The sequence below is a fragment of the Streptomyces siamensis genome (genome assembly GCF_039543605.1).
Classification (GTDB): domain Bacteria; phylum Actinomycetota; class Actinomycetes; order Streptomycetales; family Streptomycetaceae; genus Streptomyces; species Streptomyces siamensis.
The window spans coordinates 38,069-62,195 of the sequence record NZ_BAABKB010000008.1; the positions used below are offsets into that span (position 1 = coordinate 38,069).

A 24,127-nucleotide genomic window follows, 5' to 3' on the forward strand; every position below is an offset into this window, starting at 1 on the left:
TCAGCGGGCGCGGTTCAGGGTCTGCAGGGCGGCCTTGAGGAGCTGTCCCACCTGCGGGGCTCCCTCGGCGGCCGCGGCCTGCGGGGCGACGGCGCTGACCGCCTCGTCGGCTTCCCGGGTCGCGTACCCGAGGCCGATGAGCGCGGCGTGCAGCTGGTCGCGCCACCCGGTGGTCACCGCCGTCCCGATGGCGGGTCCGCCCGTGCCGAGCGGCTCACCGAGCCGGTCCTTCAGCTCCAGGAGGAGCTTCTGGGCGCCCTTCTTCCCGATGCCGGGCACAGCGGTGAGCGCCTTCTCGTCCCCGGTGGACACCGCGCGGCGCAGGGCGTCGGGGCTGTGCACGGCGAGCATCGCCTGGGCCAGCCGGGGGCCGACGCCGCTGGCGGTCTGCAGCAGCTCGAAGGTCTGCCGCTCGTCGTCGTCCGCGAAGCCGTAGAGCGTGAGGGAGTCCTCGCGGACGACGAGGGAGGTGGCGAGCTTGGTCTCCCGGCCGGTCCGCAGCGTCGAGAGGGTGTTGGGCGTGCACTGGACGGCGATGCCGATACCGCCGACTTCGACCACCGCGGAGTCGGGGGCGAGGGCGGCCACCGGGCCGCTGACGAAGGCGATCATGCGGTACGGCCTTTCGATGCGTGGGACTGTGCGGGGGGCTGCCGGCGCTCGGCGGCGGCCTGCTGGAGCCGGTTGCGTGCGGCGGCCTGCTGGAGCCTGTTCTCGGTGACCGCCTGCTGGAGCCTGTTCTGGGCGGGGGCGCGCCAGATGTGGCAGATGGCGAGGGCGAGGGCGTCGGCCGCGTCGGCGGGCTTGGGGGGTGCGTCGAGCCGGAGCAGGCGCGTGACCATGGCGCCGACCTGGGCCTTGTCCGCCCGTCCGTTGCCGGTGACGGCGGCCTTGACCTCGCTCGGGGTGTGCAGGGCGACGGGGATGCCCCGGCGGGACGCGCACAGCATGGCGACCGCGCTGGCCTGGGCGGTGCCCATCACCGTGCGTACGTTGTGCTGGCTGAAGACGCGCTCCACGGCGACGAATTCGGGCTCGTGCTCGTCGAGCCACTGCTCGATGCCCTGCTCGATCGCGACGAGGCGCAGTCCCAGTTCCGCGTCGGCCGGGGTGCGCACGACGCCGACGCCGCGCAGGGCCAAGGGCCGGCCTGCGACTCCTTCGACCACTCCCACCCCGCACCGGGTCAATCCGGGGTCGACACCCAGTACCCGCACCCAGCCCCCTCCTTCGATCCGGCCCGGCAATCGCCGGCCTCCGCCCCCAGTTCGTGCAGGCTATCGGGTGCCGCTGACAAAGCGACGGGCCGACGGGGTGTGTTCCCGTCGGCCCGTTGCCCAGCCGGTGCGATCAGGCGTCGACCTTCTCCATGACGTCGTCGCTCACGTCGAAGTTGGCGAAGACGTTCTGCACGTCGTCGCTGTCCTCCAGGGCGTCGATCAGCTTGAAGATCTTCCGGGCGCCCTCCTCGTCCAGCTCGATCTGCATCGTCGGGACGAAGTTGGCGTCGGCGGAGTCGTAGTCGATGCCGGCCTCCTGGAGCGCGGTGCGCACCGCGACCAGGTCGGTGGCCTCGGAGATGACCTCGAAGGACTCGCCGAGGTCGTTGACCTCTTCGGCGCCCGCGTCGAGCACGGCACCCAGGACGTCGTCCTCGGCCAGCTCGCCCTTGGGGACGATCACGACGCCCTTGCGGTTGAACAGGTACGAGACGGAGCCCGGGTCGGCCATCGAGCCGCCGTTGCGCGTCATCGCGACGCGGACGTCCGAGGCGGCACGGTTGCGGTTGTCCGTGAGGCACTCGATGAGCACGGCGACGCCGTTCGGGCCGTAGCCCTCGTACATGATCGTCTCGTAGTCGGCGCCGCCGGCTTCGAGACCGCCGCCGCGCTTGATCGCGGAGTCGATGTTCTTGTTCGGAACCGACGACTTCTTCGCCTTCTGCACGGCGTCGTACAGCGTCGGGTTTCCTTCGAGGTCCACGCCGCCCATGCGCGCCGCGACCTCGATGTTCTTGATCAGCTTCGCGAAGAGCTTGCCGCGCTTGGCGTCGATCACGGCCTTCTTGTGCTTCGTCGTGGCCCATTTAGAGTGGCCGGACATCTGCCTGTCTCCTTCGCGTAACCCATCCCGTACGAACTCCCCCAGACCTTAAGGCTCTGGGGGGACCCCCAGATCCTACAAGGACTCCGGTGTCCGGTTCGCGCGCACCATGTCGACGAACAGCCCGTGCACGCGGTGGTCGCCGGTCAGTTCCGGGTGGAACGACGTGGCGAGCGCGTTGCCCTGGCGTACGGCGACGATGTGGCCGCCGTGCTCGGCGAGCACCTCGACCTCGGCGCCCACGGACTCGACCCAGGGGGCGCGGATGAAGACGCCCTCTACAGGATCGCCCTCGACACCGCGGACGTCGACCGCCGCCTCGAAGGACTCGTTCTGACGCCCGAAGGCGTTGCGGCGCACGATCATGTCGATGCCGCCGAAGGTCTCCTGACCGGACCGCGGGTCGAGGATCTTGTCGGCGAGCATGATCATGCCGGCGCAGGTGCCGTAGACGGGCATGCCGTCGCGCACGCGCGCGCGGAGGGGCTCCATCACTCCGAAGAGGACGGCCAGTTTGGAGATGGTGGTGGACTCGCCGCCGGGAATGACGAGGCCGTCCACCTCCACGATCTCTTCGGGGCGCCGCACCGGCCTGGCCACGGCGTCGGCCGCGGCCAGGGCGATGAGGTGCTCCCGTACGTCGCCCTGGAGAGCCAGGACGCCTATGACAGGAGTGTTCATGAGGTGATTACCAGCCGCGGTTGGCGTAGCGCTCGGTCTCGGGGAGGGTGTCGCAGTTGATGCCGACCATGGCCTCGCCCAGGTTGCGGGACGCGTCCGCGATGATCTTCGGGTCGTCGTAGAAGGTGGTGGCCTTCACGATGGCGGCGGCGCGCTTGGCCGGGTCGCCCGACTTGAAGATGCCGGAGCCGACGAAGACGCCCTCGGCACCGAGCTGACGCATCAGAGCGGCGTCGGCCGGGGTGGCGACGCCACCGGCGGAGAACAGCACGACCGGGAGCTTGCCGAGCTCGGCGACCTCCTTGACGAGCTCGTACGGAGCGCGCAGCTCCTTGGCGGCGGCGTACAGCTCGTTGTTGTCGAAGCCGCGCAGCTTGGCGATCTCGTTCTTGATCTGGCGCAGGTGGCGGACGGCCTCGACGACGTTGCCGGTACCGGCCTCGCCCTTGGAGCGGATCATGGCGGCACCCTCGGCGATGCGGCGCAGGGCCTCACCGAGGTTGGTGGCGCCGCAGACGAAGGGGGTGGTGAACGCCCACTTGTCGGAGTGGTTGACCTCGTCGGCCGGGGTGAGGACCTCGGACTCGTCGATGTAGTCGACGCCGAGGGACTGGAGCACCTGGGCCTCGACGAAGTGGCCGATGCGGGACTTCGCCATGACCGGGATCGAGACGGCGTCGATGATGCCCTCGATCATGTCCGGGTCGGACATGCGGGCCACTCCGCCGTCCTTGCGGATGTCGGCGGGGACCCGCTCCAGGGCCATGACGGCGACGGCGCCCGCGTCCTCGGCGATCTTCGCCTGCTCCGGCGTGACGACGTCCATGATCACGCCGCCCTTGAGCTGCTCGGCCATGCCGCGCTTCACGCGGGCGGTGCCGGTCTCGGGGGTCTGGGCGGGGTTGGAGAGCGTGCTGGACACGGGTTGACCTCACTCGGTGAAAGAGGGTTTGTGCTGCACCGAGGAAACGTGAGGCGACCAGGCCACTGCAAGGGCCAATGGAGAGGCGGTGGATTTTTTTCGCCCGTGCCACTTGGTGGCCGGACCGTCGCGGTCCGTCCGGGTCAGGCCGCCTGGCGCTCCGCCAGTGCCGCCGGGGGCTCGTCGTCCATCTCGAAGGCCATCGGGAACGGCGCGTGGCCCGCGAGGCGGAACCAGCGCACCTTGCGGTGACGACGCAGGGCCCTCGCGGCGCGTACGGCGTCGTTGTGGAACCGGCGGGCCATCGGCACCCGGCGCACCGCCTGTGCCAGCTCGTGGGCGGCCTCCTCGCCACCCGGCGCCTCGCGTACCGCGTCGACCTGCTGTGCCTCCCCGAACACGGCGCGCAGGGCCTGGCTCAGCTCGCTCTCGGCCACCTCGCGCTGGTCCTCCTCGGCCTGCCGGGCCTCGTGGGCCGCCTCGTACAGCACGATGGAGGCGGCCGGATCGAGCACCCCGGACGTGGCCAGTTCCTGGGCCACGGAGGCGCGGCGCAGCAACTGCGCGTCGAGGGCCGCGCGGGCGGCGTCGATGCGGGCGTGCAGCCGGTCGAGCCGGCCGGCCGTCCAGCTCAGGTACAGGCCGATCGCGACGAGGCCGACGACGATCCAGATCAGGGTTGCGGTCACGGGCGGCAAGGCTACCTCTGCGCGGTGACGGCTCCCGACGGTCCCGGATCACCGGGCAGGTGCAGAGGCTCACCGGTCCCGTCCGGCACGCTCACCGGGCAGGTGCAGAGGCTCACCGGTCCCGTCCGGCACGCTCACCGGACACCCGCGGCGGCGACTCCGTCGTTCCCGTCCGGCACGCCCACCGGACAGGTGCAGCGAGGTCACCGCTCGCGGTCGGCACACTCACCGGACACCGGCGGCACCCTCGACGCACCCGTCCCGCATGCTCACCGGAAGCGGCCGGCGCGGCTCAGTCGCGGGCGAGTCCGAAGCGCGCCCGGAGTCCCGTGCGTTCGTCGGCGGCCACCGCCGCCGCCCCGTCCGTCACGGTCTCGTACACGGACAGGATGTCCGCGCCGACGGTGGACCAGTCGAAGCGCCGTACGTGGCTGCTCCCCCGCTCGCGCAGTTCGGCGCGGCGTGCGGGGTCGCCCAGGAGCCGGACCGCGGTGGCGGCCAGGGCGTCCGCGTCCTCGTTGGCGAACAGTTCGCCCGCGGCGCCCTGGTCGAGGACCTGGGCGAACGCGTCGAGGTCCGACGCGAGCACCGGTGCCCCCGCCGACATCGCCTCGACCAGGATGATCCCGAAGCTCTCGCCGCCGGTGTTGGGCGCGACGTACACGTCGACGCTGCGCAGGAAGCGGGCCTTGTCCTCGTCGCTGACCATGCCGAGGAACTCGACGCGCGAGCGCATCTCGGCGGGCAGGGACTCCACGGCCTCCTCCTCGTCGCCGCGGCCGGCGACCAGCAACCGGGTCTGCGGACGCTCGGCGAGGATCTTCGGGAGGGCCTTCATGAGGACGGGCAGACCCTTGCGGGGCTCGTCGATGCGGCCGATGAAGCCGAGGGTGTCGCCCTGCCACTCGGGCTTGGGCTTGGCCCGTGCGAAGAAGTCGACGTCGACGCCGTTCGGGATGACGACGGCGTCGCCGCCCAGGTGCTCGACGAGGGTGCGCCGCGCGTACTCGCTCACCGCGATCCGCGCGCTGATCTTCTCCAGTGCCGCCTGGAGGATGGAGTACGCGGCGACCATCGCCCGGGAGCGCGGGTTCGAGGTGTGGAAGGTCGCGACGATGGGGCCCTGCGCGGCCCAGCACGCCAGCAGACCCAGCGACGGGGAGGCCGGCTCATGGATGTGGATCACGTCGAAGGTGCCGTCGTGCAGCCAGCGCCGTACCCGGGCCGCCGACAGGAAGCCGAAGTTCAGACGGGCCACGGAGCCGTTGTAGGGCACCGGGACCGCGCGGCCGGCCGAGACGACGTAGGGCGGCAGGGGCGTCTCGTCGTCCGCCGGGGCGAGGACGGAGACCTCGTGCCCGAGGCCGATGAGGTGCTCGGCGAGGTCGCGGATGTGGAACTGGACGCCGCCCGGGACGTCCCAGGAGTACGGGCAGACGATGCCGATCCTCACGGGGCCACCTCCCCGGGATCCCGACCTGCGCCGTCGCTCCGGATCGCCGCGGGGTCCTTGGCGGGATCCAGGTCCTTCAGCCACAGCCGTTGCAGCATGTGCCAGTCCTCCGGGTGGTCGGCGATCCCCGAGGCGAAGGCGTCGGCCAGCGCCTGTGTCATGACAGACGTCTTTTCGGCGCGGGTGCCTGTCTCGGGAATCTCGACGGGGGGATGCACACGGCCCTTCATCACGGGCGAGTCGTCGTACCAGAGTGTCACGGGCAGGAGCAGGGCGCCGGTCTGCTGCGCGAGCAGTGCAGGTCCGGCGGGCATCCGGGTGGCCTCGCCGAAGAACTGCACCTCGACACCGGACGAGGACAGGTCGCGCTCGGCGACCAGACAGATCAGCCCGCCGTCGCGGAGTCGCCGGGCCAGCGTGCCGAAGGCGCTGCCGCCGCTGTGCGGCAGGACCTCCATGCCCAGGCCCTCGCGGTAGGCGACGAATCGGTCGTACAGCGATTCCGGCTTGAGGCGCTCGGCGACCGTCGTGAAGGGCGTACGGAGCTTCGTGGTGACCCAGGCTCCGGCGAGGTCCCAGTTGCCCATGTGCGGCAGGGCGAGGATCACGCCCTTGTCGGAGGCGAGCGCGTCGGTGAGGTGGTGCACATCCTTCGGGTCGAAACCCGTCTTCACCCGCTCCTCGCTCCAGGCGGGCAGCCGGAAGGACTCCATCCAGTAGCGCAGGTAGGAGCGCATGCCGGCCTTGGACAGCTCGGCCAGCCGCTCGGGCGTCGCGTCGGGCACCACGCGCGCGTAGTTGCTCTCCAGACGCTGTATGCCCTTGCCGCGGCGCTTCCAGGCGATGTCGGCGATCGTGCGGCCGAGCCGCTCGGCGACCGGCTCGGGGAGCTTCTTGACCGTGCTCCAGCCGAGTGCGTAGGCGCCGTCGACCAGCCTGTCCTGGAACCTGGTCACGAGGTGGCCTCGCTGTTGTGGGCCGCGGCCTCGGCGTCCGCCTCGGCGGACTCGCGGCGCACCGTGACGACGCGCTGGATCAGCGTGACGAGGCTGCCGACGGCGACGATCCACAGTGCGACGGGCAGGAGCACCTGGATACCGGGCACGCCGAACTTGTGCAGGCCCGCGAAACCGGCCGCGACCAGCGAGATCACGAGCCGCTCCGCCCGCTCGACCAGGCCGTTGACCGCCACCGGCAGGCCGATCGACTCGCCGCGCGCCTTGGTGTACGAGACCACCTGGCCGCTGGCCAGGCAGAAGATCGAGACGGCGCACAGGATGTTGTCGTCGCCGTTGCCCGCGTACCAGAGGGCGAAGCCGCCGAAGATCGCGCCGTCGGCCACCCGGTCGAGCGTCGAGTCCAGGAAGGCGCCCCAACGGCTGGAGCGGCCGAGCTGGCGCGCCATGTTGCCGTCGACGAGGTCGGAGAACACGAAGAGCGTGATGACGACCGTGCCCCAGAAGAACTCCCCGCGGGGGTAGAAGACCAGCGCGCCCGCCATGACTCCTGCCGTGCCCAGGAGGGTCACCGTGTCGGGGCTTACCCCCCGGCGGATGAGAAACGCGGCGAACGGTGTGAGGACACGCGTGAAGAATGCACGCGCGTACTTGTTCAGCATGGCCTTCCCGAGGGTCGGTGTCGCCGGGCGGCCCCTGCTGGCCGCCGGCTGGCCCATCGTAGCCACGCGCGCGCGTGTGCGACGGTCGGGCACCCGCACGCCCTGTGTCATGACGGGATGCCGTCGGTGGCACGGCGGGATCGCGTCCGCCGTATGGACGCACCGTGACACGAGTGCAAAGCTCGAAGACACCGCGGGCGTCATCGGAGCCGCCACCGCACGCGGATCCGTCACGCCCGCGCCCACAGAGACCTCACCGTGCACGGGAGGCAAGGCCATGGGCGACAAGGCGAATGCACACCCCGGAGCCGCCGGCAGGGCTACGGCGGCCGACCACCCCGCGTCCGTACGGAATGTGGTGCTGGTCGGCCACAGCGGATCGGGCAAGACGACTCTGGTGGAAGCTCTCGCGCTGACGGCGGGAGCAGTGAACCGGGCGGGCCGCGTCGAGGACGGCGGCACCGTCTCGGACTACGACGAGATCGAGCACCGGCAGCAACGCTCGGTGCAGCTCTCGCTGGTCCCCGTCGAATGGGACGGGTACAAGATCAACATTCTGGACACCCCCGGATACGCCGACTTCGTCGGGGAGCTGCGGGCCGGTCTGCGAGCTGCGGACGCGGCCCTTTTCGTCGTCTCGGCCTCGGACGGCGTGGACGGCTCGACCCGCATGGTCTGGGAGGAGTGCGCGGCCGTGGGGATGCCACGGGCCATCGTGGTCACCCACCTCGAATCGGCGCGGGCCGACTTCGAGGAGATGACGCGGATCTGCGCGGAGGCCTTCGGCGCGGACGACCCCGACGCCGTCCTGCCCCTGTACCTGCCGCTGCGCGGCGCGGAGGCACCCGACGGGCACGCGCCCGTGACCGGACTGATCGGGCTGCTGACCCAGCGGCTGTTCGACTACGCGTCCGGGGAGCGCAAGGAGGCGGAGCCCGGTCCTGAGCAGCTGCCGCTGATCGAGGAGGCCCGCAACCGGCTGATCGAGGGGATCATCGCCGAGAGCGAGGACGAGACCCTCATGGACCGCTATCTCGGCGGCGAGGAGATCGACCTCAAGACCCTGATCGAGGACCTGGAGCGGGCCGTGGCCCGTGGGACCTTCTTCCCGGTGCTGGCCGCGGCTCCGGCCGCCGACGGCGCCCGTCAGGGGCTCGGCACGGTCGAACTGCTCGAACTCGTCACGGGCGGCTTCCCCACCCCGCTGGAACGCGCGGCGCCCGTGGTGACCACACCGGACGGCGCGGCGCGCGAGGTGTCGGCCTGCGACCCGACCGGGCCGCTGGTCGCGGAGGTCGTGAAGACCGCGTCCGATCCGTACGTGGGCCGGGTCTCCCTGGTCCGTGTCTTCTCGGGCACGCTGCGGCCCGACGAGACGGTGCACGTCTCCGGGCACGGGCTGTCTGACCGCGGTCACGAGGACCACGACGTCGACGAACGCATCGGCGCCCTGTCCACGCCGTTCGGCAAGCAGCAGCGCGTCCTGTCGCACTGCATCGCGGGCGATCTCGCCTGTGTGGCGAAACTGAACCGCGCGGAGACCGGGGACACCCTCTCCGCCAAGGACGATCCGCTGCTCATGGAGCCGTGGCAGATGCCCGACCCGCTGCTGCCGCTCGCCATCCAGGCGCACAGCAAGGCCGACGAGGACAAGCTGTCGCAGGGGCTCGCCAGGCTGGTCGCCGAGGATCCCACGATGCGCCTGGAGCAGAACCAGCACACGCATCAGGTCGTCCTGTGGTGCCTGGGCGAGGCCCACGCGGACGTCGCCCTGGAGCGGCTGCGCAGCCGGTACGGCGTCCAGGTCGACGTCGTCCCGCACAAGGTGTCGCTGCGGGAGACGTTCGCGGGCCGGTCCGGCGGGCGCGGGCGCCATGTGAAGCAGTCCGGCGGGCACGGCCAGTACGCGATCTGCGAGATCGAGGTCGAGCCGCTGCCGAACGGCTCGGGCATCGAGTTCGTGGACAAGGTCGTCGGCGGCGCCGTGCCGCGGCAGTTCATCCCGTCCGTCGAGAAGGGCGTGCGGGCCCAGGCCGCCAAGGGTGTGGCCGCCGGCTATCCGCTCATCGACGTGCGGGTCACGCTGCTCGACGGCAAGGCGCACTCCGTGGACTCCTCCGACGCCGCGTTCCAGACCGCGGGCGCGCTCGCCCTGCGCGAGGCCGCGGCCGACGCCAAGATCCACCTGCTGGAACCGGTGGCCGAGGTGACCGTCCTGGTCGGCGACGACTACGTGGGGTCCGTCATGAGCGACCTGTCGGGCCGCCGCGGCCGGGTCGTGGGCACCGAGCAGGCGGGCGGCGGGCGCACCCTCGTACGGGCCGAGGTCCCGGAGATCGAGATCGGGCGGTACGCCGTCGATCTGCGCTCCCTGTCGCACGGCACCGCGCGCTTCAACCGCAGCTACGCACGGCACGAGCCGATGCCGCCTCAGGTCGCCGAGAGGATTCGCGAACAGGCCCGCGACACCTGAGGGTTCGCCGGGTCACACGTCGGCGGACGGCTTCGGCCGTCCGCCGACGAATGTCGGTCGGGGCCGATACTCTGAGAACCTGATCAAGGCAATGACCTGATCAACAGGTGTGCGAGGGGCGGAAGTCGGGAAAAGCCGCAGCAGCGGACGGCGGCGATGGGGGCGGAAGTGGCATTCGACGGTTTCGATTTCACTCCCGGGGCGCAAGTGCCGCTCACGGGCTCCGCGGGCCAGACGGCGGCGACCTTCGCCCTGGCCTCCGCGGCCTACCGGGACAATGGCATCGAGGAGATCCTCAAGGCCGACAACGAATGGCACAAGTCCACCGTCAAGACGGGCAAGGTCAAGCTGTTCGCGCCGAATCTGGGCGAGGCCTTCGCCCGGGCCGTGGTGGACCGGATGCTGGGCGCCGGCCGCAAGCCGCTCATCCAGTCCTTCGGCACCGAGCCGCAGGTCGTGGTGGAGCACTGCCTGGCGGCGAACAACATCCGCCGCGAGCGGGACAACTGGCTGGCGGCCGTGATGGTGCTGTGCGGGCTGCTCTTCCTGCCCGGACTCGTCGTCTGGCTGCTCGTCTTCCAGATCCGCACCCAGATAGCCAAGCGCGAGGACAAGCGCGCCTCCGCCCTCGGCACCACGCTCCTCGTCGCCGTCGGCGCCCTCGCGGTGCTCTTCCTCCTCCGTATGCCCTTCTCCGGCTTCTGGGCCTGGTACGCGCGCGCTTCGGTCGTCCTGCCGGTCGTCGGCTGGCTGTGGGCCCGGCAGATCTGCGAGCGCACGGCCAAGGACCTGCGCGACCGCTGGGACGGGCTGCTGTCCGGCGGCGGCATCGGCGCGAAGATCCCCGAGGCGGTGCCCGGCAGCCCCGGTGAGACCGCGGCGGAGCGGCTGCGCCAGTCCCTCGCCCGGCTCAGCGCCGAGCAGCAGTCCAACTCGGTCTTCTACGCGGGCCCCAAGGGCATACTCGGCATGGGCACCCGGTGGGGCAGCTGGCAGCTCGCCGAGGAGCTGGTACCGCGCGACGCGGACAAGGAGATCCACCCGTTCCGCAGCTGGGACGTCATCCGCTCCATCCACGACCAGCTGCGCATGCTGGAGCGCGGTCCGCTCAACACCGGTGGTTTCCCCGCCCCTTCGATCAAGCACTGGATCGTCACGCCGATCGGTGAGAACGCGAAGGCGGTGTCCCGGCCGGCCGGGACGGACGTGGACGCGTACACGATCAAGACCCACGCGATACAGGACATCTGCAACAAGCAGCAGTTCGGCAGCGGTGACCGGCACTACCTCGGGGTCCAGTGGACGCTCTGGGACGGCCAGTTGATCATCACGATGCTGATCACGGTGACCGTGCTGCACGAGACGCTGCGCATCGAGGTCACCGGGCACGCCCTGGGTCCGGTGAACCCGCTGTTCACCACCAAGCCGGAGGCGCCCACGAAGGAGGTCGCCAAGGCGGTGAAGTTCTGGGAGACCCGCAAGGTGAACCTGCCGCTGGTCACCACGGACGAGGTCGTACGGCTCGCGGCGCGGGCCCCCTTCACCTGGTACCCGCCCTTCCTGAACTGGCTCGGCGGCACCGTGGCGCTGCCCGAGCCGTTCGGCCTGCGGCACGCCTGGGCCGACCAGCCGTGGCGGCACCGGTTCATGGCCGACGACGCCCTGCGCGCCGCGACCCCCGTGCTGCGCGTGGTGCACGCGGCGGCGATCAAGGTCCTCGACGAGAACGGCGTCGACACGGAGAAGTTCGGCAACCGCTCGGCGTTCCTCAGCACGGCGGTCCAGGACCCGATGCCGCGGAAGGCGGATGTGTACGACGCGTAGCGGCGGAAGGGCGGGGAGAGCGGTGCGCCGCTCTCCCCCGGACCGGCCCCGCTCCGGAGCCCGGCGGGCCGGCGGCGCATCGGTCCCCGAGTGGGGGCAGGGCGGGGTACGGCGACGGGCCGGCCCGTGGCGGAGCCGGGCGGCCCGTGCGGCGTCAGGCCGTCGGCCAGGCCTCCGCCAGCATCTTGCGGGTGTCGGCGAGCAGCTGCGGCAGCACCTTGGTGTGCCCCACGACCGGCATGAAGTTCGTGTCGCCTCCCCACCGGGGCACGATGTGCTGGTGGAGGTGGGCGGCGATGCCGGCGCCCGCGACGGTGCCCTGGTTCATGCCGATGTTGAAGCCGTGGGCACCCGAGGCGGCGCGCAGGGCGGTCATGGCCTGCTTGGTCAGCTCCCCGAGCTCGACGGTCTCCGGGCCGGTCAGGTCCGTGTAGTCCGCGACGTGACGGTAGGGCACCACCATGAGGTGGCCGCCGTTGTACGGGTAGAGATTGAGCACGGCGTAGACCTGCTCGCCGCGCTTCACGATCAGCCCGTCCTCGTCGGACTTGGCCGGAATCGAGCAGAACGGACAGCCGTCGTCGGCCCCCGGACCGGTGGGCTTGTTCTCGCCCTGGATGTAGGCCATCCGGTGGGGTGTCCACAGGCGCTGGAACGCGTCCTGCGTCCCCACTCCGATCTGCTGCTCCGGCTCACTCGTCATGATGTGCAGCATATGGCTTCGCCCGTTCGCGGCGTGTCGGCGGGGCGGCACGAGGGCGCTCAGCGGCCAAGCTGAGCCGGTGCACGAAGACAGCCCTGAGGCCCGCTGGGCGGAACGCACCGAGGTCGCGCTCTTCGCGGCGTCGCTGCTGTTCATGGCCACGTACGCGACGCGCGTCCTGGCGACCGGTCTCCCGCCGGTCTGGCGGGACCTGTGCGGTCTGGTGCTGCTGGCTCTCTGGTTGCTGTTCGCCGCGGACTACGTGGTGCGCTGGCGGCTCAGCGGACAGCACTGGTGGCGGTTCGTCCTCACCCACGTGGTGACCACGGTCTCGGTCGTCCTGCCCCTGCTGCGCCCGCTGCGGATGGTGCCGTTGTACGAGGTCCTCCAGAAGAAGCGCGGCGAGCCCCGGCTGGCGCTGTACGCGCGCGTGATCTCCTACGCGGGTCTGTCCACCCTGCTGCTCGGATTCGCCGGCTCCCTCGCGGTCTACCAGCAGGAACGGGGAGCGCCCGGCGCGACCATGCGGACCTTCGGCGACGCCGTCTGGTGGGCCTGCTCGACCCTGAGCACGGTCGGCTACGGCGACATCACCCCGGTGACCCCGCTCGGCAGGACGATCGCGGCCGGGATGATGGCCGGCGGGCTGGCCCTGCTGGGCGCGGTGACGGGGTCGTTCTCGTCCTGGCTGCTGCAGACCTTCACCCGGGAGGGCGACGAGAAGCCGCCGGGACGCTGAGCGTCCCGGCGGCGTGCGCGTCCGCAGCGTCCCGGATCAGACCTGGGCCCGCTCCTCGACGATCTTCGCGATCTTGGCGATCGCCTCGTCGACCGGGATGCCGTTCTCCTGCGAGCCGTCGCGGTAGCGGAAGGACACCGCGCCGTTGGCCATGTCCTCGTCGCCCGCGATGACCATGAAGGGCACCTTCTGCTTCTGGGCGTTGCGGATCTTCTTCTGCATGCGGTCCGAGGAGGAGTCCACCTCGACGCGCAGGCCCCGCTTCTTCGCCTCGGCGGCGAAGGTGTGCAGGTAGTCCACGTGGGCGTCGCCGATCGGGATGCCGACCGCCTGGACGGGGGCGAGCCAGGCCGGGAAGGCGCCCGCGTAGTGCTCCAGGAGCACGGCGAAGAAGCGCTCGATGGAACCGAACAGGGCGCGGTGGATCATGACCGGGCGCTGCTTGGAGCCGTCGGGGCCGGTGTACTCCAGGTCGAAGCGCTCGGGCAGGTTGAAGTCGAGCTGGACCGTCGACATCTGCCAGGTGCGGCCGATGGCGTCCTTGGCCTGCACGGAGATCTTCGGGCCGTAGAACGCGGCGCCGCCCGGGTCCGGGACCAGCGGGAGGCCCTGCTTCTCGGCGACCTGCCGCAGCGTCTCGGTGGCCTCCTCCCAGACCTCGTCGGAGCCGACGAACTTCTCCGGGTCCTTGGTGGACAGCTCCAGGTAGAAGTCGGTCAGACCGTAGTCGCGCAGCAGGTTCAGGACGAAGGTGAGCGTCTTGTCGAGCTCCTCCGCCATCTGCTCCTTGGTGCAGTAGATGTGCGCGTCGTCCTGGGTGAAGCCGCGGGCACGGGTCAGACCGTGCACGACGCCGGACTTCTCGTACCGGTACACGGTGCCGAACTCGAACAGGCGCAGCGGCAGCTCACGGTAGGAACGCCCGCGCGCGTCGAAGATCAGGTTGTGCATCGGGCAGTTCATGGGCTTGAGGTAGTAGTCCACGCCCTCGTCGAGCTGCATGGGCGGGTACATGCCGTCGGCGTACCAGTCCAGGTGGCCCGAGGTCTCGAAGAGCTTCCCCTTCGTCGCGTGCGGGGTGTAGACGAACTCGTAGCCCTCTTCCTCGTGGCGGCGCCGCGAGTAGTCCTCCATGACCCGGCGGATGATGCCGCCCTTGGGGTGGAAGACGGCGAGGCCGGAGCCGATCTGGTCCGGGATCGAGAAGAGGTCCAGCTCGTTGCCCAGCTTGCGGTGGTCGCGCTTCTCGGCCTCGGCGAGGAAGTCGAGGTGCGCCTTCAGCTCGTCCTTCGAGGGCCAGGCGGTGCCGTAGATGCGCTGGAGCATGGGGTTCTTCTCGCTGCCGCGCCAGTACGCGGCGGCGTTGCGCATCAGCTTGAACGCCGGGATGTTGCGCGTGGTGGGCAGGTGGGGACCGCGGCAGAGGTCCTTCCAGCACAGGCCACCGGTCTTGGCGTCCAGGTTGTCGTAGATGGTGAGCTCGCCCGCGCCCACCTCGACGTCGGCGCCGTCGTCCGAGGACGCGGAGCCCTTGAGGCCGATGAGCTCCAGCTTGTACGGCTCGTCGGCGAGCTCCTCGCGGGCGGCCTCGTCGGTGACGACGCGGCGCGAGAAACGCTGACCGCGCTTCTGGATCTCCTGCATCTTCTTCTCGACGGCCTTGAGATCCTCGGGCGTGAAGGGGCGCTCCACGTCGAAGTCGTAGTAGAAGCCGTCCTTGACCGGCGGGCCGATGCCGAGCTTGGCCTCGGGGAAGAGCTCCTGCACGGCCTGGGCCATGACGTGCGCGGTGGAGTGGCGCAGGATGTTGAGGCCGTCCTCGGAGGAGATCTCGACGGGCTCGACCTCCTCGCCGTCCCGCACCTGGTACGCGAGGTCCTTCAGCTCGCCGCCCACGCGGGCCGCGACGATGGTGCGCTCGCCTGCGAAGAGGTCGGCGGCCGTAGTGCCCGTCGTCACCACGCGCTCTTCCCGCTCGGAATCGCGTTGGATGATCACACGGACGTCTGACACCGGACTCTCCTGCCTGAAGGGGACGTGCGCATCGTCGGTCGCGCACGCAATACAGGCGATCGTACCGAGCCGGGGGTGCCCTCCGCGAAACGGTTCCGGTCGGTGCCGCCGGGAAAGTGTCGGCGCCGGCCGGGGTCCTCGCTCCCCCGCGCCCCGTCAGTCCGCGCTGCACGCCTCCTCGAAGAAGTCCAGGTTCTCCTGGAGCGACTTCATGAGCCGGTCCCGTTCGGCCTCGTCGACCTGCACGGGCACGACCCCGGAGGCATCGGTGAGCCTGCGGAAGCCGCCACGGCTCTCCAGCCGTCCGTGCACCCGCACCGGCAGCCCCACCAGATGGGCGTGGCCCGCTATCCGATAGGCCTCCTCGTCGAGCGTCATACGGACGTGCGGCACCTCGGCGCCCGCGAGGACGCGCAGCCGCACGGTGCCCTCCCCGCGCGGTCCGGAGCGGCGCATCCGCACCACCGCACCGGTGAGGCGCACCGGTACGGACGGCTCCTCGCGCAGGTAGCGCGCGCCGGCCTCACGCAGCACGGGCAGGTCGCCGGGCGAGAACTCGACGGGTTCGGCGGGGGCCGCACCGCCCTCGGGGACACCTGCGGAGGGCGCCCACTCGACGGCGATCCTGGCGCCCTCGGTGCCCCGGACGAGGGCGACCAGAGCCCCCATGAGCTCATGACTGACGCCCGCCTCGACGGCGGCGTCGAAGGCGTCCATGCCTCCGGTGGCCCGCTGGTAGTCGATGGCCTCGCGGGCGGCGTACAGCGCCTGGTGCAGCCGTACGGCGAGCGGCCGGCCCGTGGTGACGGGCACGAAGGCGGTGAGCCGGCGTCCGCCCGGTTCGGCACCGACCAGGACGTTCTCCAGGGAGGCCGCGGCGGACCTGCGGTGGCGGGCGCCGTAGTAGCCCGCACGCGCGCGCGTGGCGAGCGCGCCGGCGAGGAGCATCTGCCGGGCCGCGGCACGCAGCTGTTCCTCGACGGTCCACGGCGCCGCGCCCACGGGACCGGTCGGCACGTCGCGCCACCAGCGGATCTCGTCACTGGGGACGGCGAGCGCGACCAGCACGTCACGGGCGGACGGGGAGCCGCTGCGGGAGAGCGCGACCAGGGCTTCGCTGAGCAGGTCGTCGCTGTCGGGAAAGGCCCGGCTCTCCGGCACCAGCAGGCTGGTGCCGCCGCCACCGGGCCCGGGTGGGGTCCACCGGCCGTACCGTCCCGCGGCTCCGCCGCGCCGCTGCCAGCCGTGCCGGTGCAGCAGCGCGCTGAGGACCGCCGGGTCGACCTGGTCGGGGGTCGGCGGGTCGTTCCAGAGGGCGTCGACGGGATGCGGCCTGACCGGTCGCAGCGACTCGTCGAGGGGGCGGTGGGTCATGGTCTGCCTCCCGTCCCGACCCGGGTCATGATCTCGCAGAGCGCCCGGTCGTCGAAGATGCGGGCCGTCGGTATGCGGACGGTGGTCCTGCGGCGGCCGGTGACGGCGTGCCCGGCGAGGTTGATCCAGTAGCAGCAGTGGCGCAGGTCGAGGCGGTCGTGGCTGGCGCGCAGCCAGTCGTCCTGGGAGCGCGGCACGAGCATCACGACCAGGATCTTGTGCACCGAGACCGGGGTGCGGGCGAGCTTCGCCAGGTGCTCGTTGTCGAGGGTGAAGGAGAAGGCGGGCCCGGGCGGGTTCGGCGCGATCTGGTAGGTGCACTTGAGCTGCACCTTGATGGTGACTTCGTCGTCGACCGTGTGCCCGGGGGCGCTGTGGCTGACGTGCCAGTCGATGCCGTTGTCCGGGAAGGGCTGGGACAGCGAGCAGCCCGCCGCCGCGGCGACCGCGTGCAGATAGCCGACCTGCAACGTCTCCATGCAGGCGGTGGTGGCGAGTGAGCCGCGATGGGGTGCCGTCCGCTGGGGCAGCAGCCCGCCCCGTTCGGGCTGGGCGAGTGCCATGAGTCCAACAGCCTTCCAGACCAAGAGATTCCCCGTGACGGGCCGCTGAACTGCAAAGACCCGTACCTCTGTTGTCTCCTTCCGGCGTACGCCGCAAACAGCCCGGGTATCACCAAACGGGCAGAAGACGGTGCGTCAGCTGCCGTGGGTGAACGAGGAGTTGTGTACGTATGACGTGCTGGTACGAGGGCCCTTTGGCCGCGTTCGACACGGAGACCACGGGCGTGGACGTCGAGACCGACCGGATCGTGTCGGCCGCCGTCGTGGTCCAGGACGCCCCGGGTTCCCGTCCGCGGGTGTCCCGGTGGCTGGTGAATCCGGGGGTGCCGGTGCCCGCGGGGGCGACGGAGGTGCACGGTCTCACCGACGAGCATCTTCAGCACAACGGCCGCTGGCCGTCGCCGGTGATGGAGGAGATAGCCCGGGAGCTGGGCGAACACGCCGCGGCCGGTCGCCCGCTCGTGGTGATGAACGCTCCGTTCGATCTGACGCTCCTGGACCGGGAGTTGCGTCGTCACCGGGCCTCGTCGCTGGACCGGTGGTTCGGGTCGACGCCGCTGACGGTGCTCGACCCCCGGGTGCTGGACAAGCATCTGGACCGCTACCGCAAGGGCCGCCGCACCCTCACCGATCTGTGCGCGCACTACGGCGTGGCGCTGGAGGGCGCGCACGACGCGGCGGCCGACGCGCAGGCAGCGCTGGATGTCGTACGGGCGGTGGGGCGCCGTTTCGCGGCGCGACTGGAGCGGCTCTCGCCGACCGAACTGCACACGCTCCAGGCGGTGTGGCACGCGGCACAGGCCCGCGGGCTCCAGGCGTGGTTCGCTCGCAGCGGCTCGGACGAGGCGGTGGACCCGGCGTGGCCGCTGCGTCCGGAGCTGCCCGCGGCGGCGTGAGGACGGACCGCCTGCCGGGAACAGGCGGTACAGAAGGACCGGGGAAGCGGAAAGGCCGGTCCGTCTGTGACGGACCGGCCTTCTCCCGGTGGGCGATACTGGGTTCGAACCAGTGACCTCTTCGGTGTGAACGAAGCGCTCTCCCACTGAGCTAATCGCCCGGGAACGGACTGAACAATACAGGTCCCGGCGGGTGTGGTTCAAACCGCTTGGAGACAAGCCGTCAGTCCCCGGCGTCCGGCGCGCATCATCAGGGCGTGGTTGGCCCGGAACAGCGGCCGTCCGGGCACCGCGAGCCGGCGCAGCAGCGGCTTGCGCACGTCGACCTCCTGGTCGTAGCGGGCCAGCGTGCCGGTGCCGTGCGCGGTGAGCGTCCAGCGCGCCCAGCCCTCCATGTCGCCGGACAGCGCGATCTCCAGGACGCCGCCCGCCGGATCTCGGCGCACCTCGCGCGCGGTGAAGGTCATGCCGTACGGGAGGAGCGAGCGGACCCGGATGACGCCGCTGCGGTCGTCGATGCGGGTGACCTCACGCACCTGGGGCCACCAGCGCGGGTAGTTCTCGGCGTGCTCCAGCACGACGTAGACGGCGGCGGGGGGTGCGGGCAGCTCCCACTCGCTGCGGAAGCGGTAGTGGCTCCAGTCCATGTGGGGAGTGTGCCCGCTCGTGGATCTGAGTACGTCGTGAGTACGCGCACTCATGCCGTGAAGGGTGACCGGGACCACACTCCCAGACATGACCTCGATCCCGCCCCCGGCACAGGAGCTGCGGCTCCTGGACGCCGAGCTGCGGCAACTCGACGCCCGCCGGGCTCTGTTGCTGACGCGCCGTGCCTGGCTGATCAGCGCCCTCCGTTCGGCTCCGGCGCCGTCCGGACCGCCGTCGGCCGCCCCTTCCGGACCGTTCGCCGCCCCCGCGCACCGGCCGGAGGCCACGGCTCCCGGCGTGCAGAACGTGCTCCTGCTGCTCGGCGGCGTCCTGCTGACCGTGGCCGCCGTCGCGTTCACGGTCGTCAGCTGGGGGCACCTGGGGATCGCGGGCCGGGCGCTGGTGCTCGCCGCGCTGACCCTGACCGCACTCGGCGCACCGCTGCTCCTGCTCCGGCGCGGGCTGCGCTCGACGGCCGAGGCGGTGGCGGGCCTCGGTCTGGCGCTGACGGTGCTGGACGCCTACGCGCTGTACGAGGTCGCCGTCCCGGACGCCGACGGGCTCGGGTACGCCGCTGTCACGTCGGCGGTGCTGGCCGCGGTGTGGGCCGCGTACGGTCTGGCCGTGGGCACGCTGCACCTGCCGGCGGAACCTTCGGCGGTGACCACCCCGGGCGAGAAGCCCGTGGGCGCCGGCGAGGGACCGGCCGGCATCCGGGTCCGGCTCCCGCTGCGGCTGCCTCTGCCGGCGGCGCTGGCCACGGCCCAGCTGCCGCTGCTGCTGTGGGTGGCGGCGGCCGACGGGGGTGCCCACGCCGTCACCGCCGCGCTGCTGGCGACGGCCGCGTTCGACACGGCTGTCGCGCTCCTCGTCCCCGTGAAGCCGGTCCGTGTCGTCGCCGCCGTCGGCGCGTACGGACTGGGCGGCTGGGGCGCCTTTGCCGCCGGCTGGCTGTCCTGGACGGCCTCCGGCCCGAGCGCCGCCGCCCGTGCGGCGGCGCTCCTCCTCCTTGCCGCGTCGATCGCCCTCGTGGCGGCGTGGCGCACCCCGAAGCCGGGCGTCGCGACCGGCGGCGCGTTGACGGGAGGTCTGCTCACGGTCGCCGCGGTCGGCGGCGTGCTGCGTGTCTCGCTGTCGCCGGACTGGACGGTGCCGGCCCATCTCGTGTGTGCCGTCGCCCTGTTGGGCGCGGTGCGCACGCCGCTCGCCGAGCCGATGAAGCGGGGCCTCGGGTGGGCCTCGGGTGCGGTGCAGGCCCTCGCGGTGGTGTGGGCACTGCCTCCGGCCGGCCTCGCCCTGCTGGGCCCGGCCGACTGGACCGGCCGGATCTGGTCCGGTGCCCCGGCGACCGCCCGGGAAGCGGTCACGACGGACGTCCCATGGCCCGCGCACGCGAGCACGGCGCCCCTCGTGCTCGTGCTGGTGGCCGGCGTCCTGGTGACGGCGGTCCGCGGTACGGACTGGCGTCCGCAGGCCCTGGCCACCGCGACAGCGCTGGTCTGGGCCGCGGTGTCCGTCGTCCCTGCCTCGCTCGAACTCCCCTACACGGCGGGGCTGTCGGTGCACGGTCTGACGGCGGTGGCTGCCCTGGCTCTGGCCACCCGGGCGCGGTCCGTGGTGACGCCTCTCGTCCTCGCCGTCCTCACGTCGGCGAGCCTCGCGTTCCTCTCCCTGGCCTCGGAGGGCGCGACCCTCACCGTCCTCGGGGCACTGGTCCTGTTGTTCGCGGCCGCCGCCCTGCGGCCGGGCCTCGGTCCGGTCGCCGCACCGGTCTCGCTCGTGTACGCGACCGCGCTGGCCTGCGCCGCGGGCGCGTCCCTGGACCTTCCCGCGCACCGGATCGCCCTGCTGGTACTCGTCGTGCCGGTGGCCGCCGCGGTGTCGGCGGCGCGTACGGACGACGCCGCGACGAGCGTGTCGTCCGAGGTGGCGGGGGTCGCCGCCGGGCTGCTCGCCATCGGGCTCGCGGTGACCGATCCGCCGACGCTGGCCCTGGTCCTGGCCCTGTGCGGGGTGATCGCCGCGGGCACGGCCGTGCGGGAGGACCGGCGCCCGGTGGGGTACGCGGCCGCGGCGCTGTTCGTGCTCGCCGCCTGGGTCCGCCTGGCGTCCTGGGACGTCGGCTCTCCGGAGGCGTACACGGTCGTGGTGAGTGTTCCGGCGCTGGTCGTCGGCGTGGTCCGGCGCCGCCGGGACGGCACGGTCTCGTCGTGGACGGCGTACGGGCCGGGCCTGACCGCGACGCTGGTGCCGAGTCTCTTCGCGGCATGGGGCGACACGCACTGGCTCCGCCCGCTGCTTCTCGGCACGGCGGCCCTGCTGGTCACCCTGGTGGGTGCCCGGCACCGTCTCCAGGCGCCGCTCGTGGTGGGCGGCACGGTCCTGGCGCTGGACGCGCTGCACGAACTCGCCCCGTATCTGGTGCAGGTGGTCGGTGCGCTCCCCCGTTGGGCGCCTCCCGCACTCGCCGGTCTGCTGCTGCTCGCGCTGGGTGCCACGTACGAGCAGCGGATCCGCGACGCGCGGCGAGTGCGGGAGGTGCTGGGGAAGATGCGCTGACGGCCGAGGCCTACGGCATCCTGTCGCCGAGCAGCGCCAGGTTCTCGATGGCGGCGAGCCCGTAGAGCGCGGTGTCGTTCGTGTACACCCAGTCGGCCTCGCTGCCCGGCACCAGGGTGACCGGACCGCTCAGCTTCGTGGTCTTCCAGGGCGAGGACTCGGTGTAGCCGTCGGAGCTGTAGAACTTCGTCCACGCGCGCGTGGCGAGCTTCGCGTCACCGGTCTGCACGGCGGCGTACGCGTCCAGGCGCGAGTGGCCCTGGAAGAGCAGCAGGGAGCCGAAGTCGGAGCCGTAGCGCGCCGCCTGTTCGGCCTTGGTGGCGTTGAAGTAGCGGCAGTAGTCGAGGTAGGCCTCCTTGAAGGCGGGCATGTCGACGAGGTCGATGAGCTCGGCGCACAGTTCGTTGAGGCCGAAGACGGCGGAGAGGTGCGAGACTCCGACCGCGGGCGCCGCGGCGACGGCGAACCTGCCCGTGTCGAGGTCGTACAGCCCGGTGCCCTGGACGAAACCGTTCGGCTGGGCGGCGATGGTCTCCATCGTCGACAGCACGCGTGCCTTGGCCTTCTCCCACTTCGGGCCCTTGCGCTCCCACTCCGTCAGCCAGGCGGACACGAGTCCGCTCCAGTCCGTGCCGAAGCCGATGGACAGCGCGTGCCGGTCGGGTGTGTAGGGCTCGGTGCGGATCTTGCGGATCGGGTCGAGGACCAGGAACGTCTCGTCGGAGTCGACGTTGGCGTGCATGAGGTCGCCGACGCGTTCGTCCGCGGTGAGGAAGTAGTAGTAGCGCCGGTACGTGGTGTTGGCGATGCGCTGCTGTTTGGCGCTGTCGGCGTAGTGCTGGACGCCGTGCCGGGTGCCGAGTCCCGCCCACTGGCCGAGGTGGTAGACGTCGACCTCGCCGGTGTGCCGGGTCATCGCCTCGGCGAAGCGGAAGATGTCCGCGCGGCCGCTGCGGAGGTAGGCGAACCAGAGCCAGAGGTCCGGCGACAGCTCGGAGTTGTCCCAGGCGTAGCCGCCGACGTCGTAGCGCCACTGGTGTCTGACCGGGTCGTAGGAGTGCATGACGTCGCCGTAGTCCCAGAAGCCGTACCACCTGCGCATCTCCACCTGGTCCTTGTAGTAGGTGAAGAGGAAGTCGAGGTGGTCCTCGATCTTCGCCTTGGCGGGCGTGGAGCGGTCGGGCTCGGAGTAGAGGCCGGGGCCGAAGACCTTCGCCCCGATGAGCTGCTTGGGCGGTGCGGCCAGTTGCGGCAGCACCCGGACGGCCGCGACCTGTTCGGCGAGCTTCTCCGGCGCGGGTGTCGACTCGTTGGCCCAGAAGAGGAGTTCGGAGGTGCGGGCGATGCCGTACGGGGTGCCGAAGCCCGGCTCGTAGTCCTCGTAGGTGATGTTGAGGCCTTCGAGCTGTTCGGCGTACGTGTCCTGGCCCATGCCGTCGTGGTAGAAGCGCAGGTCCATGGGCTGCGCCTCGGGCGACCAGAGCCACAGGGTGACTTCGGCCTCGTCGGTGTGGGCGTCACGGATGTCGAGCTGCGCGGGGTACTTCTCCCAGAAGTCCCTGAGGCCGAAGGAGAGACCGCCGGTGGGCCCGCCGACGTAGCCGAAGCCGGAGGCACGCCGGCCGCCGCCCGCGCCGATCCAGCCGTGCCCCTTCTTCGTGCGCTTGCGCAGGGTGAAGCCGTCGGCGGACAGCTGGGAGAGGGTGTAGTCGCCCCATTCGGGGATGTACTGGAGCCGGGTCGTCACCCGCTGGTCCCAGGTGGACGGGTCGGGCAGCTTCTGTCCCGCGAACTGGGCGGCCTGCACGGCGGCGCCCGGGTCGCGCCGCAGTCCGGTGACGCCCTTGACCGCCTCGCGCAGCAGACCGCTGTCGTCGCCGCCGATCCTGATGTGCCGGTCGTAGGACGCGTCGCGCAGGGGGACGCCGAAGCGCACGCCCAGGCCGCGGATGAAGTCGCCGCTCGACTTCCCCGGCTCCTGCTTCCCGTCGAAGGTGATGGTGTGCACCATGCGAAAGGAGTCGGCGCCCGCGTAGAAGTAGAGCCGGATCGAGAAGGGCAGCCAGCTCCGGTCGCCCTTGCGGTGCTTGCCGTCGATACGGACCACGGCGCGCACCGGGCCGTCCTGCTCGACCTCGGTCCGCGAGATGGCGCTCTCGAAGCGCTCGTACTTCTCCGCGCCCTGGTCCTCGTCCTCGATCTCCGGCTGGCGGACGAGGACAAGGCGGCCGTTCCTGGCGATCTCCGTGGATCCCCGGGTCACGGACTTGACCAGGACCGAGCCGCTCTTGCCGATCTTCGCGGCGATGACGCCGGTGGACACGTCGACGGTGGCGCCGTTCCTGTCGACGGTCACCTTCTTGTCGGGGGCGGCCGGTGCGCCGGCGGTGAGCGTGTACTTCCCGGCGTCGGAACTCACCGCGTGTGCGGTCCACTTGAGAGAGCCGTCCGGCCAGTGGGCGAGCGGCCAGGTCTGCACGGGGACGGCCTTGCCGTCGGCGTCCGTGAGCGCGAAGGTCTGGTCCTCCCGGTGGACTCCCTTCGGCCAGGGCACACCGACGGTGGAGCCGGGGGCGGCGCCGAGGCCGCCGTCCTCCAGCCACTCCAGGGTGACGGGGTCCGTGCCGGCCGCGGTCGCGGGCGCCGCCTGGGCGCGCTGGGTGCCGAGCGCCCAGCTGAACTGCGCGGCGGCGCCGGCGACGGCGGCCGCCTTGAGGAGGGATCTGCGGGGAAGGGGAGACATGGCCTTTCCTTTCCGAGCGATGATGTCAGGGGCATGACAGACAGAGACGCGGCGCCCGGGGGCACCGGCCTTACGTGGGGTTCCCGGCGCCGTCGCGGGGCACCGGCCGTGCGTGCGGTTGTTCTC

20 protein-coding genes and 1 tRNA gene are annotated in these 24,127 nt (G+C 71.5%); 5 read left to right on the forward strand and 16 right to left on the reverse strand.

The window, feature by feature from the left end:
* From ruvA to pgsA, 9 genes are all read right to left on the reverse strand, one after another.
* Positions 1 to 612 (reverse strand): Holliday junction branch migration protein RuvA, encoded by a 612-nt coding sequence (gene ruvA / locus ABEB03_RS14245; RefSeq protein ID WP_345647399.1) that lies wholly within the window; start codon positions 610 to 612, stop codon positions 1 to 3.
* Entirely contained in the window at positions 609 to 1,217 is a 609-nt protein-coding gene (gene ruvC / locus ABEB03_RS14250) for a crossover junction endodeoxyribonuclease RuvC (protein ID WP_345647402.1), read from the reverse strand. Before ruvC ends, ruvA begins: the two co-directional genes overlap by 4 nt.
* Before the next feature lie 133 nt (positions 1,218 to 1,350).
* Positions 1,351 to 2,103 (reverse strand): YebC/PmpR family DNA-binding transcriptional regulator, encoded by a 753-nt coding sequence (locus tag ABEB03_RS14255; protein ID WP_345647405.1) that lies wholly within the window; start codon positions 2,101 to 2,103, stop codon positions 1,351 to 1,353.
* Between the two features lie 75 nt (positions 2,104 to 2,178).
* Positions 2,179 to 2,784 (reverse strand): pyridoxal 5'-phosphate synthase glutaminase subunit PdxT, encoded by a 606-nt coding sequence (gene pdxT, locus ABEB03_RS14260; protein ID WP_345647408.1) that lies wholly within the window; start codon positions 2,782 to 2,784, stop codon positions 2,179 to 2,181.
* A 7-nt stretch (positions 2,785 to 2,791) separates the two neighbouring features.
* Complete coding sequence (gene pdxS, locus ABEB03_RS14265; protein WP_028801490.1) at positions 2,792 to 3,706, reverse strand: pyridoxal 5'-phosphate synthase lyase subunit PdxS; 915 nt, start codon at positions 3,704 to 3,706, stop codon at positions 2,792 to 2,794.
* Positions 3,707 to 3,849: 143 nt separating this feature from the next.
* Positions 3,850 to 4,395: a LemA family protein gene (locus tag ABEB03_RS14270; protein WP_095933058.1), complete on the reverse strand. Its 546-nt coding sequence runs from the start codon at positions 4,393 to 4,395 to the stop codon at positions 3,850 to 3,852.
* A gap of 292 nt (positions 4,396 to 4,687) precedes the next feature.
* Positions 4,688 to 5,848, reverse strand: a complete 1,161-nt coding sequence (locus ABEB03_RS14275; protein ID WP_345647412.1) for a glycosyltransferase family 4 protein — start codon at positions 5,846 to 5,848, stop codon at positions 4,688 to 4,690.
* On the reverse strand, positions 5,845 to 6,804 hold the full coding sequence (locus ABEB03_RS14280; RefSeq protein ID WP_345647415.1) for a phosphatidylinositol mannoside acyltransferase: 960 nt from the start codon (positions 6,802 to 6,804) through the stop codon (positions 5,845 to 5,847). Before ABEB03_RS14280 ends, ABEB03_RS14275 begins: the two co-directional genes overlap by 4 nt.
* Complete coding sequence (gene pgsA / locus ABEB03_RS14285; RefSeq protein ID WP_345648284.1) at positions 6,801 to 7,523, reverse strand: phosphatidylinositol phosphate synthase; 723 nt, start codon at positions 7,521 to 7,523, stop codon at positions 6,801 to 6,803. The genes ABEB03_RS14280 and pgsA overlap by 4 nt, the downstream gene beginning before the upstream one ends.
* Positions 7,524 to 7,743: 220 nt before the next feature.
* Between pgsA and ABEB03_RS14290 the strand changes: the two genes are divergently transcribed.
* A complete protein-coding gene (locus ABEB03_RS14290; protein ID WP_345647418.1) occupies positions 7,744 to 9,939 on the forward strand; it encodes an elongation factor G-like protein EF-G2 in 2,196 nt (731 codons plus the stop codon).
* Between the two features lie 156 nt (positions 9,940 to 10,095).
* Complete coding sequence (locus tag ABEB03_RS14295; RefSeq protein ID WP_345647421.1) at positions 10,096 to 11,763, forward strand: hypothetical protein; 1,668 nt, start codon at positions 10,096 to 10,098, stop codon at positions 11,761 to 11,763.
* A gap of 154 nt (positions 11,764 to 11,917) precedes the next feature.
* Here ABEB03_RS14295 and ABEB03_RS14300 read toward each other — a convergent pair whose 3' ends face one another.
* Entirely contained in the window at positions 11,918 to 12,478 is a 561-nt protein-coding gene (locus ABEB03_RS14300) for an HIT family protein (protein WP_345647424.1), read from the reverse strand.
* A 67-nt stretch (positions 12,479 to 12,545) separates the two neighbouring features.
* Between ABEB03_RS14300 and ABEB03_RS14305 the strand changes: the two genes are divergently transcribed.
* A complete protein-coding gene (locus tag ABEB03_RS14305) occupies positions 12,546 to 13,205 on the forward strand; it encodes a potassium channel family protein (RefSeq protein ID WP_345647427.1) in 660 nt (219 codons plus the stop codon).
* Between the two features lie 36 nt (positions 13,206 to 13,241).
* On the opposite strand, the gene thrS is transcribed toward ABEB03_RS14305, so the two are convergent.
* From thrS to ABEB03_RS14320, 3 genes are all read right to left on the reverse strand, one after another.
* Positions 13,242 to 15,218 (reverse strand): threonine--tRNA ligase, encoded by a 1,977-nt coding sequence (gene thrS, locus ABEB03_RS14310; RefSeq protein WP_345647430.1) that lies wholly within the window; start codon positions 15,216 to 15,218, stop codon positions 13,242 to 13,244.
* 156 nt (positions 15,219 to 15,374) lie between these two features.
* The gene (locus tag ABEB03_RS14315) at positions 15,375 to 16,592 is read right to left on the reverse strand and encodes a hypothetical protein (RefSeq protein ID WP_345647433.1); all 1,218 of its coding nucleotides are present in this window, start codon (positions 16,590 to 16,592) and stop codon (positions 15,375 to 15,377) included.
* The gene (locus ABEB03_RS14320) at positions 16,589 to 17,155 is read right to left on the reverse strand and encodes a DUF4365 domain-containing protein (RefSeq protein ID WP_345647436.1); all 567 of its coding nucleotides are present in this window, start codon (positions 17,153 to 17,155) and stop codon (positions 16,589 to 16,591) included. Before ABEB03_RS14320 ends, ABEB03_RS14315 begins: the two co-directional genes overlap by 4 nt.
* Before the next feature lie 170 nt (positions 17,156 to 17,325).
* Between ABEB03_RS14320 and ABEB03_RS14325 the strand changes: the two genes are divergently transcribed.
* Entirely contained in the window at positions 17,326 to 18,051 is a 726-nt protein-coding gene (locus ABEB03_RS14325) for a 3'-5' exonuclease (protein ID WP_345647439.1), read from the forward strand.
* 89 nt (positions 18,052 to 18,140) lie between these two features.
* Here ABEB03_RS14325 and ABEB03_RS14330 read toward each other — a convergent pair.
* Together ABEB03_RS14330 and ABEB03_RS14335 are read right to left on the reverse strand one after the other, a co-directional pair.
* Positions 18,141 to 18,212 (reverse strand) — tRNA-Val (locus ABEB03_RS14330).
* 39 nt (positions 18,213 to 18,251) lie between these two features.
* Positions 18,252 to 18,698 (reverse strand): SRPBCC family protein, encoded by a 447-nt coding sequence (locus ABEB03_RS14335; protein WP_345648287.1) that lies wholly within the window; start codon positions 18,696 to 18,698, stop codon positions 18,252 to 18,254.
* A gap of 88 nt (positions 18,699 to 18,786) precedes the next feature.
* On the opposite strand from ABEB03_RS14335, the gene ABEB03_RS14340 reads away from it, so the two are divergent.
* Positions 18,787 to 21,258: an SCO7613 C-terminal domain-containing membrane protein gene (locus tag ABEB03_RS14340; RefSeq protein ID WP_345647442.1), complete on the forward strand. Its 2,472-nt coding sequence runs from the start codon at positions 18,787 to 18,789 to the stop codon at positions 21,256 to 21,258.
* Between the two features lie 10 nt (positions 21,259 to 21,268).
* On the opposite strand, the gene ABEB03_RS14345 is transcribed toward ABEB03_RS14340, so the two are convergent.
* A complete protein-coding gene (locus ABEB03_RS14345) occupies positions 21,269 to 24,001 on the reverse strand; it encodes an exo-rhamnogalacturonan lyase family protein (RefSeq protein ID WP_345647445.1) in 2,733 nt (910 codons plus the stop codon).
* Between the last annotated feature and the right edge of the window lie 126 nt (positions 24,002 to 24,127).

What these genes read in the sequence shown, in the direction of transcription:
- ruvA (WP_345647399.1), bottom strand. Translation starts at nt 612, where the DNA reads ATGATCGCCTTCGTCAGCGGCCCGGTGGCCGCCCTCGCCCCCGACTCC.
- ABEB03_RS14255 (WP_345647405.1), bottom strand. Translation starts at nt 2,103, where the DNA reads ATGTCCGGCCACTCTAAATGGGCCACGACGAAGCACAAGAAGGCCGTG.
- pdxT (WP_345647408.1), bottom strand. Translation starts at nt 2,784, where the DNA reads ATGAACACTCCTGTCATAGGCGTCCTGGCTCTCCAGGGCGACGTACGG.
- pgsA (WP_345648284.1), bottom strand. Translation starts at nt 7,523, where the DNA reads ATGGGCCAGCCGGCGGCCAGCAGGGGCCGCCCGGCGACACCGACCCTC.
- ABEB03_RS14290 (WP_345647418.1), top strand. Translation starts at nt 7,744, where the DNA reads ATGGGCGACAAGGCGAATGCACACCCCGGAGCCGCCGGCAGGGCTACG.
- ABEB03_RS14295 (WP_345647421.1), top strand. Translation starts at nt 10,096, where the DNA reads ATGGGGGCGGAAGTGGCATTCGACGGTTTCGATTTCACTCCCGGGGCG.
- ABEB03_RS14300 (WP_345647424.1), bottom strand. Translation starts at nt 12,478, where the DNA reads ATGCTGCACATCATGACGAGTGAGCCGGAGCAGCAGATCGGAGTGGGG.
- ABEB03_RS14315 (WP_345647433.1), bottom strand. Translation starts at nt 16,592, where the DNA reads ATGACCCACCGCCCCCTCGACGAGTCGCTGCGACCGGTCAGGCCGCAT.
- ABEB03_RS14320 (WP_345647436.1), bottom strand. Translation starts at nt 17,155, where the DNA reads ATGGCACTCGCCCAGCCCGAACGGGGCGGGCTGCTGCCCCAGCGGACG.
- ABEB03_RS14325 (WP_345647439.1), top strand. Translation starts at nt 17,326, where the DNA reads ATGACGTGCTGGTACGAGGGCCCTTTGGCCGCGTTCGACACGGAGACC.
- ABEB03_RS14335 (WP_345648287.1), bottom strand. Translation starts at nt 18,698, where the DNA reads ATGGACTGGAGCCACTACCGCTTCCGCAGCGAGTGGGAGCTGCCCGCA.
- ABEB03_RS14340 (WP_345647442.1), top strand. Translation starts at nt 18,787, where the DNA reads ATGACCTCGATCCCGCCCCCGGCACAGGAGCTGCGGCTCCTGGACGCC.
- ABEB03_RS14345 (WP_345647445.1), bottom strand. Translation starts at nt 24,001, where the DNA reads ATGTCTCCCCTTCCCCGCAGATCCCTCCTCAAGGCGGCCGCCGTCGCC.